Origin of the sequence: Pseudomonas sp. S3E17 (assembly GCF_024168685.1) — a bacterium.
Taxonomy (GTDB): domain Bacteria; phylum Pseudomonadota; class Gammaproteobacteria; order Pseudomonadales; family Pseudomonadaceae; genus Aquipseudomonas; species Aquipseudomonas marginalis.
In genome coordinates, this window is record NZ_JALJWE010000001.1 from 5027850 (window position 1) to 5045366 (window position 17517).

General features: G+C 62.1%; 12 protein-coding genes. 4 read left to right on the top strand and 8 right to left on the bottom strand.

Features of this window, described 5'->3' with window-relative positions; all coding sequences use genetic code 11:
• Window positions 1-4: 4 nt before the first annotated feature.
• Genes J3D60_RS22785 through rfbB form a run of 6 tightly spaced genes read right to left on the bottom strand, consistent with a single transcriptional unit; the run spans window position 5 to window position 6585 of the window.
• Window positions 5-1381, bottom strand: coding sequence for a sigma-54 dependent transcriptional regulator (locus J3D60_RS22785; protein ID WP_065941118.1), 1377 nt, complete (start codon window positions 1379-1381; stop codon window positions 5-7).
• Entirely contained in the window at window positions 1378-3186 is a 1809-nt protein-coding gene (locus J3D60_RS22790; RefSeq protein WP_253492896.1) for an ATP-binding protein, read from the bottom strand. Before J3D60_RS22790 ends, J3D60_RS22785 begins: the two co-directional genes overlap by 4 nt.
• A gap of 36 nt (window positions 3187-3222) precedes the next feature.
• Window positions 3223-4092, bottom strand: coding sequence for a dTDP-4-dehydrorhamnose reductase (gene rfbD / locus J3D60_RS22795; protein ID WP_253492897.1), 870 nt, complete (start codon window positions 4090-4092; stop codon window positions 3223-3225).
• Window positions 4089-4634: a dTDP-4-dehydrorhamnose 3,5-epimerase gene (gene rfbC / locus J3D60_RS22800; protein WP_065941121.1), complete on the bottom strand. Its 546-nt coding sequence runs from the start codon at window positions 4632-4634 to the stop codon at window positions 4089-4091. Before rfbC ends, rfbD begins: the two co-directional genes overlap by 4 nt.
• Window positions 4631-5506, bottom strand: a complete 876-nt coding sequence (gene rfbA, locus J3D60_RS22805) for a glucose-1-phosphate thymidylyltransferase RfbA (RefSeq protein ID WP_065941122.1) — start codon at window positions 5504-5506, stop codon at window positions 4631-4633. The genes rfbC and rfbA overlap by 4 nt, the downstream gene beginning before the upstream one ends.
• The gene (rfbB, locus tag J3D60_RS22810) at window positions 5503-6585 is read right to left on the bottom strand and encodes a dTDP-glucose 4,6-dehydratase (RefSeq protein WP_253492898.1); all 1083 of its coding nucleotides are present in this window, start codon (window positions 6583-6585) and stop codon (window positions 5503-5505) included. Before rfbB ends, rfbA begins: the two co-directional genes overlap by 4 nt.
• 146 nt (window positions 6586-6731) lie before the next feature.
• On the opposite strand from rfbB, the gene J3D60_RS22815 reads away from it, so the two are divergent.
• The 3 genes from J3D60_RS22815 (at window position 6732) to J3D60_RS22825 (ending at window position 11310) form a co-directional block, all read left to right on the top strand.
• Window positions 6732-9632 (top strand): aminotransferase, encoded by a 2901-nt coding sequence (locus tag J3D60_RS22815; RefSeq protein WP_253492899.1) that lies wholly within the window; start codon window positions 6732-6734, stop codon window positions 9630-9632.
• Window positions 9633-9753: 121 nt separating this feature from the next.
• Entirely contained in the window at window positions 9754-10860 is a 1107-nt protein-coding gene (gene aguA, locus J3D60_RS22820; RefSeq protein ID WP_253492900.1) for an agmatine deiminase, read from the top strand.
• A 234-nt stretch (window positions 10861-11094) separates the two neighbouring features.
• Window positions 11095-11310, top strand: a complete 216-nt coding sequence (locus J3D60_RS22825) for a hypothetical protein (protein WP_141156493.1) — start codon at window positions 11095-11097, stop codon at window positions 11308-11310.
• Between the two features lie 71 nt (window positions 11311-11381).
• Here J3D60_RS22825 and J3D60_RS22830 read toward each other — a convergent pair whose 3' ends face one another.
• A complete protein-coding gene (locus tag J3D60_RS22830) occupies window positions 11382-13454 on the bottom strand; it encodes a TonB-dependent siderophore receptor (RefSeq protein ID WP_253492901.1) in 2073 nt (690 codons plus the stop codon).
• A gap of 410 nt (window positions 13455-13864) precedes the next feature.
• Here J3D60_RS22830 and J3D60_RS22835 point away from each other — a divergent pair, with 410 nt between their 5' ends.
• On the top strand, window positions 13865-15181 hold the full coding sequence (locus J3D60_RS22835; protein WP_027605121.1) for an OprD family porin: 1317 nt from the start codon (window positions 13865-13867) through the stop codon (window positions 15179-15181).
• A 73-nt stretch (window positions 15182-15254) separates the two neighbouring features.
• On the opposite strand, the gene J3D60_RS22840 is transcribed toward J3D60_RS22835, so the two are convergent.
• Window positions 15255-17384, bottom strand: a complete 2130-nt coding sequence (locus J3D60_RS22840; RefSeq protein ID WP_253492902.1) for a M48 family metallopeptidase — start codon at window positions 17382-17384, stop codon at window positions 15255-15257.
• Window positions 17385-17517: the final 133 nt, after the last annotated feature.

A 17517-nucleotide genomic window follows, 5' to 3' on the forward strand; every position in this document is an offset into this window, starting at 1 on the left:
AGGGTCATTCGTCGTCAGTGCTTGGGTTGGCGAAGTTCAGGCCGTGCTTGCGCAGTTTGTCGTGCAGGGTCTTGCGCGGTACGCCGAGGGCTTCTGCGAGGCTGCGCATGGAGCTGTGGGGGCGGGTCAATTCGGCGGCGATCAGGCTTTTTTCGAACTGCTCGACCTGTTCGCTCAAGCCGCCCGGCGTGGAAGTCAGCACGCTGCTGGCGGGGTTGTCCGGGGTGCTGTCCAGCGCCAGCTCCAGGCCCAACGCAAAGCGCTCGGCAGCGTTCTGCAATTCGCGCACATTGCCCGGCCAGCTGTGACGCAACAGCAGGGCACGCTGGCCCGGTTGCAGCTCATGCAACGGCAGGCCATGGCGGCTGCTGGCTTCGTCGGCGAAGTGCTGGAACAGCATCAACGCATCTTCACCGCGCTCGCGCAGTGGCGGAATACGCAACGGCGCGACGTTGAGGCGATAGTACAAGTCGGCGCGGAAGCGGCCCTGGTCGGCGGCCTGGCGCAGGTCTTCCTTGGTGGCGGCGATGATGCGGATATCCAGCGGGATCAGCTGGTTGCCGCCGAGGCGTTCCACCACACGTTCCTGCAACAGGCGCAGCAGCTTGACCTGTACGTCCAGGCTCATGCTTTCGATTTCATCCAGGAACAACGTGCCGCCATTGGCGAATTCGAATTTGCCGATGCGCCGCTTCTGCGCGCCGGTAAAGGCGCCGGGCTCATGGCCGAACAGTTCGCTCTCCACCACCGACTCGGCCAACGCCCCGGCATTGATCGCCACAAACGGCCCGCTGCGCCGGCTCGACAGGTCGTGCAGCGCGCGGGCCACCACTTCCTTGCCGGCGCCGGTTTCGCCGAGGATCAGCACATCTGCGCGGGTTGCGGCCAGGGCGCCGATCTGCTCGCGCAGGCGCAGCATCTGTGGCGAGTGCCCCACCAGGCGGGTGCTCAGTTGTTGGCGGTCGCTCAGGGCCAGGCGCAGGCTGCGGTTGTCGAGCACCAGCCGACGCAGGGCCAGGGCGCGGCGCACGCTGTCGAGCAGGGCGTCGCTGGCGAAGGGTTTCTCGAGGAAGTCATAGGCTCCCGCGCGCATGGCCTGCACCGCCAGCGGCACGTCGCCGTGGCCGGTGATCAGCAGCACCGGCAGGTCCGGATCCTGGCCGTGCAGCTCGGCCAGCAGCTCCAGGCCGTCCATGCCGGGCATGCGGATGTCGCTGACCACCACGCCCGGCCAATCCCGCGAGAGGCGCGAGGTGAGGCCGGTGGCTTCGCCCAGGGTCAGGACGTTCAGCCCGGCCAGGTCCAGGGTCTGGCACAGGGCCTGACGCAAGTGCGGATCATCGTCGATCAACACCACCTGAATCTGGTTATCGATACTCATACACTGCGGTCCTCGGACGGTTGCAGACTGACGCCCGGCGAGCCGGCACGCAATTTCAAGGTTAACAGCGCGCCACCTTCCTTGTGGTTGGCAAACAGCAGTTCGCCGCCAAAGGCACGCATCAGGGTGTCACAGATCGCCAGGCCCAGGCCCAAGCCCTGGGTGCGGGTCTTGGTGGTGTAGAACGGTTCGCTGGCGCGGCCCAGGGCTTCCATGCAAAAGCCCGGGCCGTTGTCGCGAATGTACAGGTTGACGCCCTGGGCGGTGGTTTCGGCACTCAGCCACAGTTTGCGCGGCGGGCCTTTTTCGGTAAGGGCGTCGAGGGCGTTGGCCAGCAGGTTGCCCAATACCTGGCGCAGGCGGGTTTCGCCGGCCTGCACCCACAGGGTCGCTTCCGGCAAATCGCGGATCAGTTCCACTTCCATCGAGCGCCGCCGCTTGGCCAGGAGTGCCAGGGCATCGTCGAGGGCGGGTTGCAGGGCCACGCTCTCCGGCGCGTGCCGGTCGCGCCGGGCGAAGGCGCGCAGGTGGGCGATGATCGAGGCCATGCGCCCGGTCAGTTCGCTGATCAGCTTGAGATTGCCCCGGGCATCGCTGGTGCGCTCGTGGTCGAGCAGGATCTCGGCGTTTTCCGCATAGCTGCGAATCGCCGCCAGGGGTTGGTTGAGTTCGTGGCTGATACTCGCCGACATGGTGCCCAGCGCTGACAGCTTGCCGGCCTGAACCAGGTCATCCTGGGCGCGCACCAGTTCCTGCTGGGCGTGTTCGCGCTCCAGCACTTCCTGTTTGAGGCGCCGGTTGAGGCCTTCCAGATCGCTGGTACGTTCGACCACGCGCATTTCCAGCTCGCGGCGGGCCTTGGCTTCGAAGGCGATGCGGTCCAGGTAGTGGCGGCGGCGTTGCATCAACAGGCCCAGCAGCAGCATCAGCACCAGCAACGTGGCGCCGCCCACGGCGACCACCGTGCGCACCGGGCGGCTGATCAAGGATTGCGGTGCAAGGATCTCCACATTCCAGCCGGTCTCGGCAATGGCGGTGGATTGGCGCAGCCATGCGCTGCTGCTCAGGCTCAAGGGTTGCGGGTCGCGCGTGGGGTAGGGCTGGATGGCGATGATGGCCTGGCGTTCCTCGGCGGTCAGCGGCCGGGTGGCACGGAAGCGCCATTGCGGGCGCGACGTGAGGATCACCACGCCGTTGTGGTCGGTGACCAGCAGTTGTTCCGGGGTATTGCCCCACAGGCTTTCGGTGTGGTCCAGGTCGACCTTGACCACCAGTACGCCGATGATCGTGTCGCCATCGCGCACGGCGGCGGCGAAGAAATAGCCGCGCTTGGCCGAGGTGGTGCCCAGCCCGAAAAACCGCCCCAGGCGCCCGGCCATGGCTTCGCTGAAATAGGGCCGGAACGAGAAGTTGCGCCCGACAAAACTGTCCTGCTTGTCCCAATTGGACGCGGCGAGGGTCTTGCCGGTGGTGTCCATCAAATACATCACTTCCACCCCGGCCTGGGCGGCGACGTCCTTGAGCAGCAGGTTGGCGTTGACCAGGTTGGTGCTGACCTGCGGTGCGCCCAGTGCCGTGCGCAAGGCCGGCAAGTCGCCGAGGATCTGCGGCAGCACTTCATAGCGATGCAGGGTGCCCAGCAGGTTGGCGACGTACAGGTCGAGGGTCTGGCGGTTTTGCCCGGCCAGTTCGCTGCGATAGTAACGCTCGGCCAAGTGCTCCAGCGGCCACAGCAGCGGTGCCAGGCACAGGGCCAACAGGGCAAGGCTGCGCCAGCGGGGTCTTCGCGGAAGGGGTGGAGTCATGGGAGTCGTGCGCCTGTGGGTACAGACGCATTATGCCTAGTGCTGCCCGGCAAGACACTCGCGCAATGCGTCTTGCCACAAGGGCTGACTGACGTGCCATTGCTGGCGCAGGTGGCTGCAATCGAGGCGTGAGTTCAGCGGGCGCCGGGCAGGCGTCGGGTAGGCGCTGGACGGGATTGCCTCCAGTTCGGCAGACGCGCGGCCACTGGCGCGCAGGTGTTCGCCGATCGCCTGGGCAAAGCCGAACCACGAGGTTTCACCCTCGGCGGTCAGGTGGTAGATGCCCCATTCCCCGGCCTTGCCCGCCTGCCAGCGTTCGATCAGGGCGCGCGTACTGGCGGCAATGGTCCCGGCCCACGTCGGCGCGCCGATCTGGTCGGCGACGATGCGCAGGTGGGGTTTTTCTTGCAGCAGGCGCTGCATGGTCAGCAGGAAGTTCTTGCCGTGGTTGGAGTAGACCCAACTGGTACGCAGGATCAGGTACTGGCCTCCCACTGTGGCAATCGCCTGTTCACCCGCCAGTTTGCTCTGGCCGTAGACGCCCAGGGGATTGGGCGTGTCAGCTTCGGTGTAGGGCCCAGGCTTGCTGCCGTCGAACACGTAGTCGGTGGAATAGTGGATCAACGGGCTGCCCAAGGCCTTGGCTTCCTCGGCGAGAATCCCGGGGGCGGTGGCGTTGATGGCGAAGGCGAGGTCCGCTTCGCTTTCGGCCTGATCCACGGCCGTGTGGGCGGCGGCGTTGATGATCAGGTCGGGGCGGTGAGCGCGCACCTGCTGGCGGATGCGCTCGGCGTCGGCCAGATCGAGTTGCTCGCGGCCGAGCACAATCAGTTCGCCCAGGCCTTGGAGCTGCTGTTGCAGCGCCTGGGAGACTTGGCCATGTTGGCCGGTGATCAGGATTTTCATGGGAATAGATCGGCGTCCATCAGCAGTTTTCCAGCCTGGTCCTTGGCGGACAGTTGCGGCGGTTCGCTCAGTTGCCAGTCGATGGCCAACGTCGGGTCGTTCCACAGGATGCTGCGTTCCGCACTGGGCTGGTAGTAGTCGGTGGTCTTGTACAAGAACTCGGCGGAGTCGCTCAACACCACAAAGCCATGGGCGAACCCTTCCGGCACCCACAACTGGCGATGGTTCTGTGCCGACAGACGCACGCCCACCCATCGCCCGAAATTCGGCGAACTGCGGCGGATGTCCACGGCCACGTCCAACACTTCACCGGCGGTAACCCGCACCAGTTTGCCCTGAGTGTGTTCCAGTTGGTAATGCAGGCCCCGCAGCACGCCTTTTTGCGAGCGCGAGTGGTTGTCCTGGACAAACTCGCGCTTGAGCCCGGTGGCCGCTGCAAAGGCGCGAGCATTGAAGCTTTCGTAGAAAAAACCGCGCTCGTCACCGAACACCTTGGGTTCGATGATCAGTACGCCGGGGAGTGAGGTGTCAACGACGTTCACCGGTTGCCTCCCGCCAACGTGTACAGGTATTGACCGTAGCCGGTCTTGCCGAAGTATTTGGCGCGTTCGAGCAGATGGTCGCGGTCGATCCAGCCGTTGCCATAGGCTATTTCTTCGAGGCACGCCACTTTGAGGCCCTGACGGTGTTCGATGGTCTGCACGTACTGTGAGGCTTCCAGCAGGCTGTCGTGGGTGCCGGTGTCGAGCCAGGCAAAGCCACGGCCGAAGCGCTCGACGTGAAGGTCTCCACGCTCTAGATAGGCGTTGTTGATGTCGGTGATTTCCAGCTCGCCGCGGGCTGAGGGTTTGACGGCTTTAGCGATGTTGATCACGTCGTTGTCGTAGAAATACAGTCCGGTGACGGCATAGCTTGATTTGGGCGTGGTCGGTTTTTCTTCGATGGACAGGGCGCGGCCTTCGCTGTCGAAGTCGATCACGCCGAAGCGCTGCGGATCCTTGACCCAATAGCCAAATACCGTGGCGCCTTTGCCGCGCTTGACCGCTGCATGCAACTGCTCGCTGAAACGCTGGCCGTGGAAAATGTTGTCGCCCAGGATCAGGCAAACGGGGTTGTTGCCGATGAACTGTTCGCCAATCAGAAAAGCTTGTGCCAAGCCGTCCGGCTGCGGTTGTTCTGCATAGCTGAAGCTGACGCCAAACTGGCTGCCATCGCCCAGCAGGTTGCGGTATTGCGGTAAGTCCGCCGGGGTGGAAATCACCAGGATCTCTTTGATGCCTGCCAGCATCAGCACCGAGATCGGGTAGTAGATCATCGGCTTGTCATACACCGGTAACAGCTGTTTGGACACTCCCAGGGTGATGGGGTGCAGGCGAGTGCCGGAGCCACCGGCCAATACGATTCCTTTCATCATGCGATCAGATCCCTCGTGTCGGTATTGCCCAATCGTTCACCCTGATAACTGCCGTTCTGGACCCTGCGGCACCATTCCAGGTTATCGAGGTACCACTGCACGGTTTTGCGCAGCCCGGTTTCAAAGGTTTCTTCGGGTACCCAGCCCAGTTCGCGTTCGATCTTGCCTGCATCGATTGCGTAGCGTTGGTCGTGGCCTGGGCGATCCTTAACGAACGTGATCAGGTCGGTGTATTGCTCCACTCCGTGGGGATGTTGCGGTGCCAATCCCTCCAGCAGGGTGCAGATGCTGCGTACTACGTCAATATTCTTCTGTTCGTTGTGGCCGCCGATGTTGTAGGTCTCGCCGACCACGCCGTGTGTCACGACGCTGAGCAGTGCCCGGGCATGGTCTTCGACAAACAACCAGTCGCGCACTTGCAAGCCATCACCATAGACCGGCAATGGTTTGCCCGCGAGGGCGTTGAGGATAACCAGCGGGATCAACTTCTCGGGGAAGTGGAAAGGCCCGTAGTTGTTGGAGCAGTTGGTCAGCAGCACGGGCAGGCCGTACGTGCGGTGCCAGGCGCGGACCAGGTGGTCGGACGCGGCTTTGCTGGCCGAGTAGGGCGAGCTGGGCGCGTAGGGCGTGGTTTCGGTGAACAAGTCGTCTACGCCGTGGAGGTCGCCGTAGACTTCGTCGGTGGAAATGTGGTGGAAGCGAAATGCACGTTTTTCTGGCTCGGCGAGGGTTTGCCAATAGCCACGGGCGGCCTCCAGCAAGCTGTAAGTGCCGACGATATTGGTCTGGATAAAATCCGACGGGCCGTCAATCGAACGGTCGACGTGGGACTCGGCGGCCAGGTGCATGATCGCGTGGGGTTCAAAGCGTGCGAGCACGGCGCTGACGGTGGCCTGATCGATAATATCGGCCTGGACGAATTCATAACGGCTATTGGACGCGATGCTGGTCAGCGATTCCAGGTTGCCGGCGTAGGTGAGCTTGTCGAGGTTGAGCACTTCGTGCTCAGTATGCTGAATCAAGTGACGTATCAAAGCAGAACCGATAAAACCGGCGCCACCGGTAATGAGAATGCGCATGTCGGGGGCCCTTTCCTCAGACGAACGTTTAGCGAGTGCAGCATAGCCTGTGTTGGCGTGACGGGCAGGACGGCATGTGTATGGGGGTTGCGTAATCCCCCTGAAAAGTGGCGATATACACCTCTAAAAATTCGAGGTCATCCCCCATGCTGCTCGCCACGTTGATCCATCGTGCCAGTCTACCCTGCCCGCAAGTAGGCCCCGACCAGGCAGCGCAATTGCTCGAGCAGCACTACGGCCTCACGGGCACCCTGCAATCACTGGGCAGCCAGCAAGACCTCAATTACAAAATCGACAGTGCCCGCGGTCGGTTTGTTCTGAAAATCTGCCGGGGCGACTATGCGGCGATTGAGCTGCAGGCCCAGCACGCGGCCCTCGACACCCTGCAGGGCGTGCGGGTGCCCAAGGTCATCAAGGCCCTGAGCGGTGAAGAGCTGCTGAGCGTGACGGTCGATGGCCAGCCCCTGCACGTGCGGCTATTGGACTATATCGACGGCCAGCCGTTGACCCATCTGCCGCATTTGGGACGCGACGTGATCGCAGGCTTCGGCGACCTGTGCGGGCGCATGAGCCTCGCGCTTGCTGATTTCTCGCACCCAGGGCTGGACCGCACCCTGCAATGGGACCCGCGCCATGCCCGGGAACTGATCTCCCATCTGTTGGCCACCCTGGAAAACCTGCCCCACCGCGCCGCACTGGAACAGGTGGCCGAGCAGGTTGAACAGCGCATTCGCCCCCTGGCCGACCGCCTGCCCTGGCAAGCGGTGCACATGGACATCACCGATGACAACGTGGTGTGGCAGCGCGATGCGCAACGGCACTGGCAACTGCAAGGCGTCATCGATTTCGGCGACCTGGTGCACACCTGGCGGATTGCCGACCTGTCGGTGACCTGCGCGGCCCTGTTGCACCATGCCGAGGGCGACCCGTTTGCCATCCTGCCGGCGGTCCGGGCCTGCCATGCCGTGACTCCACTGCAGCGCGAGGAGTTGCAGGCGTTGTGGCCGCTGATCGTCGCCCGTGCGGCAGTGTTGGTATTAAGCAGCGAACAGCAGCAACGCCTGGATCCGGACAACACTTATCTGTTGAAAAACGCCGAACACGAGTGGGAAATTTTCCATGTGGCGACGTCGGTGCCGTTTGAACTGATGGAGGCTGCGATTCTCGGCAGTGTCGGTGAGACGCTGCCGTCGATTGCCAGCCAGGACTTCGCGCCGTTGCTACCGGGCCTGGTGGGGCGTGAGTTCGCGCTGATCGACCTGGGTGTGCTCAGCCCGCATTTCGAAGCCGGCAACTGGGAACTGCCCGGCATTGATCGGCAACTGCTGGATCAGGCGGCGGCCGTGCATGGGCTGGCGGCAAGTCGTTATGGCCAATATCGGCTGTCGCGTACCTGCCCGGACAGTGCCACCGAACCGCAGACTTTCCCCCTCCACGTAGAGCTGCATCTGCCCCACGGCACGGTGTTGGAGGCGCCTTTTGCCGGAACGCTGCATCAGGATGCCGATGGCCTTGTGAGCGTGCAAGGTGTGGAGCTGAGCGTGCGGTTGTGGGGCGTGGACACCCGGTTGAAGCACGGTTCATTGCTGGTGGAAGGGCAGGTTCTCGGTGAGGTCCATGGGCCGCTGACCGTGCAACTGTGCCGTGCCGACCTCGAACCGCCGCTGTTTTGTACACCGTCCCGGGCCTTGGCCTGGCAAGCCTTGTGCCCCTCGCCTGCAGGGTTACTGGGGCTGGCCTGCGATGCCGAACCGGAACTCGACCCCCATGCCCTGCTGGCCCGGCGTGATGCCAGTTTCGCCCGCTCGCAGAAGCACTATTACGTCGACCCGCCACGCATCGAGCGCGGCTGGCGCAACCACCTTATCGATATGCAGGGCCGTTCCTACCTGGACATGCTCAATAACGTCGCCGTGCTGGGGCACGGTCACCCGCGTATGGCGGCTGTGGCGGCGCGGCAATGGTCGCTGCTCAATACCAACTCGCGGTTTCACTATGCCGCCATTGCCGAGTTTTCCGAGCGCTTGCTGGCGCTGGCGCCGCCGGGCATGGATCGGGTGTTCCTGGTCAACAGCGGCACCGAGGCCAACGACCTGGCCATCCGCCTGGCCTGGGCTTACAGCGGTGGGCGCGACATGCTCAGTGTGCTGGAGGCCTATCACGGCTGGTCGGTGGCGGCGGATGCGGTGTCCACCTCCATTGCCGACAACCCCCAGGCCCTGAGCAGCCGCCCGGAGTGGGTCCACCCGGTCACTGCGCCGAACACCTATCGCGGTGAGTTCCGCGGGCAGGACAGTGCGCCGGACTACGTACGAAGCGTGGAACACAACCTGGCGAAAATCGCTGCGAGCAAGCGCCAACTGGCCGGGTTTATCTGTGAGCCGGTGTACGGCAACGCCGGTGGTATCTCCTTGCCGCCGGGTTATTTGCAGCAGGTGTACGGGTTGGTGCGGGCCCAGGGCGGCGTGTGCATCGCCGATGAAGTGCAGGTGGGTTACGGCCGCATGGGGCATTTCTTCTGGGGCTTCGAAGAGCAGGGTGTGGTGCCCGACATCATCACCATGGCCAAGGGCATGGGCAATGGTCAGCCACTTGGCGCGGTGATCACCCGTCGTGAGATCGCCGAAGCATTGGAGGCCGAGGGGTATTTCTTCTCATCGTCGGGGGGCAGCCCGGTGAGTTGCCGGATCGGCATGGCGGTGCTGGATGTGATGGAAGAAGAAAAACTGTGGGAAAACGCCCAGGTGGTCGGCGGGCATTTCAAGGCGCGGCTGGAAGCACTGATCGACCGTCATCCCCTGGTGGGCGCGGTTCACGGTTCCGGTTTCTATCTGGGCCTGGAGTTGGTGCGTGACCGGCAAACCCTGGAGCCCGCCACCGAAGAGACCACCCTGTTGTGTGATCGCTTGCGGGAGCTGGGGATTTTCATGCAACCGACTGGCGATTATTTGAATATCCTCAAGATCAAGCCGCCGATGGTGACCTCCAAACGTAGCGTGGACTTCTTTGTCGACATGCTGTCGAAGGTGCTGGATGAGCAACTGTAGATAATCGATTGTTATCGGTGATTGGCTGTCATATTTTTCATCCAGGCTGTTTGTTCGCTTCTAAAGCCGATTTTTATCCGTTATAAAGTCGGCCTTTACCCCATTCGGAGTCCTGATCGCCATGACCACCCTGCACAGCACCCCCCGCGCCGATGGCTTCCACATGCCCGCCGAATGGGCGCCACAGACCCAAACCTGGATGGTGTGGCCGGAGCGCCCGGACAACTGGCGCCTGGGCGGCAAGCCCGCGCAGGCCGCTCACGTGGCCGTGGCCAAGGCCATCGCACGTTTTGAGCCGGTGACCGTGGCGGTTTCTGCCGGCCAGTACGAAAACGCCCGCGCCCGCCTGGACGTGCCGAATATCCGTGTGGTGGAAATGTCCAGCGATGACGCCTGGGTGCGCGATACCGGCCCGACGTTCGTGATCAACGACCGTGGCGAAGTACGCGGCGTGAACTGGGATTTCAACGCCTGGGGCGGCTTTGACGGTGGCCTGTACTCGCCGTGGAACCGCGACTCGCAGGTGGGCGGCAAGATCCTCGAAATCGAGCGCGCACCGCGTTACCGCACAGAAGGCTTTGTGCTGGAAGGCGGCTCGATCCACGTCGACGGCGAAGGCACCCTGATCACCACCGAGGAATGCCTGCTCAACCGCAACCGTAATCCGCACCTCGACCGTGCCGAGATCGAAGCGGTACTCAGCGCCAACCTGGCTGTGGATAAGATCATCTGGCTGCCGGACGGCCTGTTCAACGACGAAACCGACGGTCATGTGGATAACTTCTGCTGCTACGTGCGCCCGGGCGAAGTGTTGCTGGCCTGGACCGACGACCCGCAAGACCCGAACTACGCGCGTTGTCACGCCGCCATGGCTGTCCTGCAAAGCAGCACCGACGCCCAGGGGCGCTCGTTCACAGTGCATAAAATGCCGATCCCGGGGCCGTTGTATGCCACTGAGGAAGAGTGCGCAGGTGTCGATCCGGTGGATGGCACACAGGAACGTAATCCGACCGTGCGGTTGGCGGGATCCTACGTCAACTTCCTGATCGTCAACGGCGGCATCATCGCGCCAAGTTTCGACGACCCGTTGGACGCTGAAGCCAAGGCTATCCTGCAGAACCTGTTCCCGCAGCACGAAGTTGTGATGGTGCCGGGCCGTGAACTGTTACTGGGTGGCGGTAATATCCATTGCCTGACCCAACAACAGCCGGCCCCGCATAAAAACTGAGTGCAGTTGTAACAACGCCTTTCCGGCAATCGCGCGTCCCTCGGTTTCGGCTTCTACAGCAAGCCCACGGCCCAGCACGGTCGTGGGCTTTTTTGTGTCCGCCCAGCTGTAGACACGCGACATTGGCATAGCTCTTGTATCGGTGTTGCTCCAGTGGCCCAGGGTGATGACCGCACAGTTCTGTCATAAACCTTGAGTAAGTTAGCCGCTCACGCAGCAGGAGAGAGCGCTGAAATGAACGCCAATATCAACCCGATGTACACGCGCACCTTCCACCCTTCGCGGGTGGACGGTGACGCGATCCATGCGCTGGGGCTCTGGTTGAAGGAAAACGGCTCGCGACAAGTCAGGCAGCAGCCGGATTTGCGCAGTGTGATGAGTGAACGCTACCCGGTGGGGTTGTTCAGCGAGGATGAAATGCACGCGTTGTGCGAGTTGATGAGTAACTAACGAAATAGCCTTGGCTTCATCGCAGCTGCCTCGCTTGCGCTCGGCAGCTGCGATAAGAAGGGGGTTTACGTTTAGAAGCTATAAGTGCCCGTCACCACCAGGTTACGCGGCTCGCCCGGCTGAATCTGCGGCACACTGGTCGCCGATTCGTAGTAGGTCTTGTCGGCGATGTTGTTCAGCGCCGCGCGCACATCCCACTCTTTCTGCCGGAACCCGACCAATGCATCCCAACTGCCATAACCCGGAAGCACCACGGTGTTGAGGCTGTCGGCGTAGCGGTCGCCGACCAGGGTCAAACCGGTTTCCGCGTACCAGCCCATCTCCGGTTTCCAGGTGACAAACAGGCTTGCATTGCGCTTGGCCACGTCGCTGACGCGCTTGCCTTCAAAGCCGTTGTTGTCTTTTTCGACCTTGGCATCCTGCAGGCCGACACCACCGCGTACAGACCAGTTGCCGACGATCTTGCCGGTGGCCGTCAGCTCCACGCCGCGGGAGCGCTGCAGGCCGCTGAGCAGGGTAATGGTGCGGTCCAGCGGGTCGCTGGTGCGGCGGTTGTAGAGTTCCAATTCGTACACCGCCAGGGTGGTGCTCAGGCGGTCGTCGAGCCAGTCGCTTTTCACGCCGATCTCTTTTTGCTTGGTCAGCTCGGGGCTCAGGTCGTTGACGCTGCCGGCGGCGTTCGGGGTGATGCCGATCAGGCCGCCACCGGCCGGTGAGAAGGTCTTGCTCCACGAGGCATAGAACGAGTGGTGTTCCAGGGGCGTCCACACCAGGCCAAAGCGCGGGCTGGTGCTGTGGCTTTTGACGTCTTGTCGGGTATTGAGCAGTTTGTTTTTGGTGTCCACTTCGAAGCGGTCGTAACGCAAGCCGGCCAGCACTTGCCACTGGTCATTCAGGCGCAGTTGGTCTTGCACATACAGGGCGCGGCTTTCGACTTCGGTGTGGTTGTTACTCGATACGTTCATGCGCCCGGTGTGGCTCAGATGACGGTTGGGCTGGTTGAGGTCCAGGGCCGGTACGGCCGAGGCGGGGGCGCTGAACAGCTTTGGATCGCGGCGCTGGCTGCCCAGCTCCACGCCGGTGAGCAGGCGGTGTTCGAGGCCGAAGGTGCTGAAGCCTCCTTCCAGCTCGACGTTGTTGAAGACGTTGAGGGTGGTCAGGTCTTGCTGCCAGCGTTGGCGCGCCACCCGATTGGTCGCGGCGCTATAGCCGGTCTGGTACGTGTTGTCGAAATCGCTGTCGAGCTTGAACACGCCGAGGGTCTGGCGCAGTTGCCAGTTATCGTTGAGTTCGTAGGCCAGTTTGGAACGCAGGGATTGGGTCTTGTCGTCGATGTAATCGCGGCTGTCGCCGTAGGTGGTGCTGCGACTGACGTCGGCGGGGCGGCCGTTGACGCCGGGGATGCCGCGATCCGGCGTGCGGTTGTAGCGGCTGTATTCGTATTGCACCAGCCAGTTCAGATCCGGTGTGAGCTGCCAGCTCATGGACGGCGCGAACAGTTGGCGATTGCCGCTGACGTCGTCGCGGAAGCTGTTGTTGTCCTGGTTGCCCATGTTCAGGCGCAGGCTGATGTTGTCGGTGGGATCGGTGCTCAGGTCGGCATACACACTGCGCAAATCGTTGCTGCCGCCCTGGGCCTCGATGCTCGACTTGCGCCCGGCCGTTGGCAGTTTGCTCACGCGGTTGACGATCCCGCCCTGGCCGCCTCGCCCGTAAAGCACGGCTGCCGGGCCTTTGAGCACTTCGATGCGCTCGATGTTGTGCAGGTCGCGTACGTACTGGCTGTCGTCGCGAATGCCATCGAGGTAGAAGTCGTTGCTCGCGTCGAAGCCACGGATACGCAAACTGTCGAAGCGCGTGTCGGCGCCGCTGCTGACGTTGGGGATGCCCCTCAAGGCCTGGCCCAGGTCGTTGGTGCCGTAGGAACGTAGGCTTTCGGTCTTCACCGAGTCGATGGCCTGGGGCACATACCGTACCGGTGTGGCGGTGCGGGTCGCGGTGCTGGTTTCCTTGACGCGCGGGTCGTCTTCGTCAGCTTCGGCGCTGATCGAGGTTTCAGGCAAGGTGGTGGCCGCACAGGCAAAACCGGCAGACAGCAGAACAGAAAGCCCAAGGGTCATGGGCGTCAGGCGAAGGGCAGGCATGGTGGAATGCATCCAAAGGGTTTGGCAGGAAAAAGCGCGCTAATGGTAATGCTTTGCATTTGCGCGCGTTATCCATTACCAAACGTATCCGCTTTGAAATGTGTTACGAAATGTGTTTCCGGGGTCGTTGAAGACTGAATTTGGTCGTTTTCAGAAAGGCCGTAGGCCTTTGCTTAGAATTATTTCGCCTAAATACAGACGATTCACGAAATTGACACATAGTTCAACGCGCGACTAGGATTGCGCCCAACGCCTGTGGCTAACCGCCATGACTCATCCAATAAGAAAAGGCCCGCGGCATGTTCAGTCGTCCGCGGGCCTTCTTTTTTCGGAAAAAGTCGACACCAGAAAAGCGACATGGAGCCTGGTGTCATCGCGCGTACTCAACCCGTAATAAGGAATACAAAAAAATGTTGAAGCAACGGATGAGTCTGATCGCTCTGGGGATTTTGAGCGCATCGACAGCAATGGCAAACGACCAGGAGCAATCCAAGGGTTTCGTTGAAGACAGCCACCTGAACATCGCAGCCCGTAACGCCTACATCAGCCGTGACTACAAAAACGGCAAGCAAGACAAAGCCGAATGGGGCCAAGGCTTCATCGGCAAGTTCGAGTCCGGCTTCACCCAAGGCACCGTCGGTGTGGGTGTGGACGTGATCGGCCAATATGCTATCCGTCTGGACGGTGGCCAAGGTCGCGCCGGTGCGGGGGGTATCGACTTCTTCAAACAGGGTAATGGCACCACCAACCCTGATGGCTCGGCAAACCCTGGCTCGGCACCACACGACCTCGCCAAAGGCGGCGCAGCGGTCAAGTTCCGCGTCTCTAACACTGTGCTCAAGTACGGTGATCAGTTCCCTAACGTTCCGGTCCTGGCCTACGACAACTCCCGTCTGCTGTCCGAAACGTTCACGGGTACGTCGATCGTCTCCAAAGAGATCGCCGGCCTGCAACTCGACGCCGGTCACTTCACCAAGGAAGCTCGCAAGAGCGCCGAAGGTACTGACAGCGGCCGTCTGAAAAGCATCGACTACGTCGGTGGCAGCTACAAATTCACCGAAAACCTGTCGGCCGCGCTGTACGCCTCCGACATGCAAGACGTGCTGAAGAAGCAATACGTCAATGTCAACTACGTGCTGGCCCTGCCAGAGAAACAGTCGCTGACCTTTGACTTCAATGGCTACAAGACCAAGCTGGACAAGAGCTTCGCCCTGGAAAACCAAGGCAGCGAAGACGCTCGCGACAACAAGATCTGGAGCCTGGGCGCCACATGGGCTGTCGGCCCGCACAGCTTCACCGTCGCTCACCAGCGCAGCACGGGCGACACCGGCTACCTGTACGGCGGCTACCGCAACGCTGGCGGCATCGGCGACGGTGGCAACACCATCCTGCTGGCCAACTCCTACTGGTCCGACTTCAACGGCAAGGACGAGCGCTCCTGGCAAGCCGGCTACGGCCTGGACTTCAGCACCTTCGGCGTGCCTGGCCTGACCTACAACGTGGCCTACGTGCGCGGTACCAACATTGACGACGGCTCCAACCGTGGCAATGGCACCGAGCGCGAGATCTTCAACCAGTTCAAATACGTCGTCCAAAGCGGCCCGGCCAAAGACCTGAGCCTGCGTGCTCGTGCGTCCTGGTTGCGCGTTTCCAGCAATGCCGACAAGTACAACGTAGGCGGTAACGAAATCCGTCTGTTCGCCGACTACCCGATCAACGTTTTCTAAGTGATCACACGTCGCGCCTGATTCCAGGCGATAAAAAACCCCGACTGGTTCGGGGTTTTTTTATGGGTGTGCATCAGTCCTCGCGGCTCTGCAAAATCTTGCGCGCCAACGCTGCATTCCTGTAGTCGAGCATCAAGGACAACCCCTCATAGGGTTCGATCTTTTTATTGTCGATACACAGCTGTGCCATCAGCAGCAGTACCTGGCGTTTCTTCTTGTTGACCCGCACGCCGGGTACGCCGAACGCGGTCTTGCGCGTTACGGGTAACGGCGCCTCGGGCGTCAGTTGAACGGTTACCCAGATGCCCTGGACAAACTGCAACGTGATCTCCTCGATATGTTCGATGGGCAGCGGATGCGCCAGGTTATTGAACACAAAATGCTCCGGCGTCAGGCGCAACGCGGTCTGCGGCGCACGCTTGAATCGACGGATGCCCAGCCACAGCAGGCCCAGCCCGATAAGGCCCAGGCACGCGCCCGCGCCGACTGCCGACAGCGGCGTGCCTTTCAAACGCTCCGGGGCGAGCCAGACTCGACTCAGGATAAACAGGGCCGCCAGCACAAAGGGCAGGCCCGACACCGTCATCAGTACCCCGCGCCACTGGCCGCCTTCATGCAGGCTGCGCTCACCCTCGGCCGAAGCGGCCAGGGTTTCCAGCAGCTGGGTGTGCGCGCTGTTCTCCGACACGGCCATATCCATCACGTCGCGAGACAGCTGCTCGCGCAGTGCCTGGGGGGCGCTGAAATAGGCATCCATCTGCGCATTCGCTATGTCGGGATCCACCACGCGGGTGGCGCCGCGCAGGGTATTGTCCAGTGGCACGTGCAGCGCCTGCAGGCGTTCGCCATTGGAGGGGTGGGAGTCGGTGGGATGGGGTTGATGAATCTCCAGGGCTTCGGCTGATGGTTGCAGTTCACACTCACGCAAGCGCGCGAACACGGCGTCGGGCAGGTCTGTAGCCGTACCTGCCTCACACAACGCCAACAGTGCATTCTCGACGTGCGGCTGCAACACCGACACCCGCAACAACGCCGAAGCCGTCGCAGCAGGACCCGCCAACTGCGCGCCGGCAGCGTCCGCCAGCAATTCGCGCTCACGGCTCCAGTGGTTCACCGCGTCATCAAAGCGCTGCATGAAAAACACACCGAACATGAACGACGGCCGCATCAGCCGTCCCTGGATAAAATCGCTGGCCAGCATCGTGTTCAACAGCGCCTCCAGGCTGCGATTGACCCCATCGTAGATCGGCAAAAAGCGCAGGCTGTATTCCGTGTCCTGCCCCGCAAAATGCGCCAGCTCGTGGCCGATCACCGCGCTGATTTCTTCACGGCTCAGCAGGCCCAGATACAGCAACGGCACATGCAAGGTGCGCCCCTGCAGCGAAGTGTTCGCCGGTTGCACAGTGGCCGCGCTGGATGTCACGTAAAAGCCCTGGGCCAGGCTCACCACGATGTGGTCCGGTGGCAGCGCGCCGAGCCGACCCGCCAACGCGTCCACATGGCGCCACAACCCGGGAGCCTGCGCGGGCGTCACCACCTGGCCGAACATCTCCAGCGGCTCAGGCTTGAACATCCCCAGCATAGGGCGCAGCTGTTTGAGCAACTGCCAGATCGAATACACACAGAACGCCGCGATCACCCCCAGCACCGCCATCAGCTTGACTTCGCCACTGCCCAGTCGGCCGATATGCCACATCCCCAAGCCTTCGAAACTCAACGCCAGCGCGACGGCCGCCGCCATTGCCGCCACATGGCCCACCAGCACGTAGGGCAACAGGCGGCTGCCCAGAGAGAACACCTGCAATAACCTCTCCCGTGATTGCCGTGCCCGCCGCCCGGCCCAGTACGTACCTGCCAACGCAGCCGCACCAATCAACGCCGCCAACAGACCCAAGCCCATCACCCACGGCGCCAGGACCCGCATCGCATGGTTCACGCGGTGGGCAATGGGCAGCTCGGCTTCGATTTTTTCCAGCCGCGAGAGGGCCGTTTGCACGCTGATTTTTTCATCGACCAGGGCGACCATCGCTGTCGGCTCCTTAGCCGCCAGCGCCTGGAGTTGCTGTTTAGCGATAGTCACCGTGACGTAGTAATCGGCCACCGCAGTGGTGGTTTCGTCAGCACGCTGACGCTCCCAGCCACCGAGGGCGGCCAGCAACAGCGGGAAAACGATGAGAAGGCAGATCAGTTTCAGGGCGTTCATGGGAGTCCGTTCACAACGCAGGGGTGTTCAGGTTTATACCGAAAAAAACGCCCCTGGGTATCTACACCACCCTTAAATGCGGGCACACACACTCTGTGGTGAGCGGGCTTGCCCCGCGCCGGGCTGCGCAGCA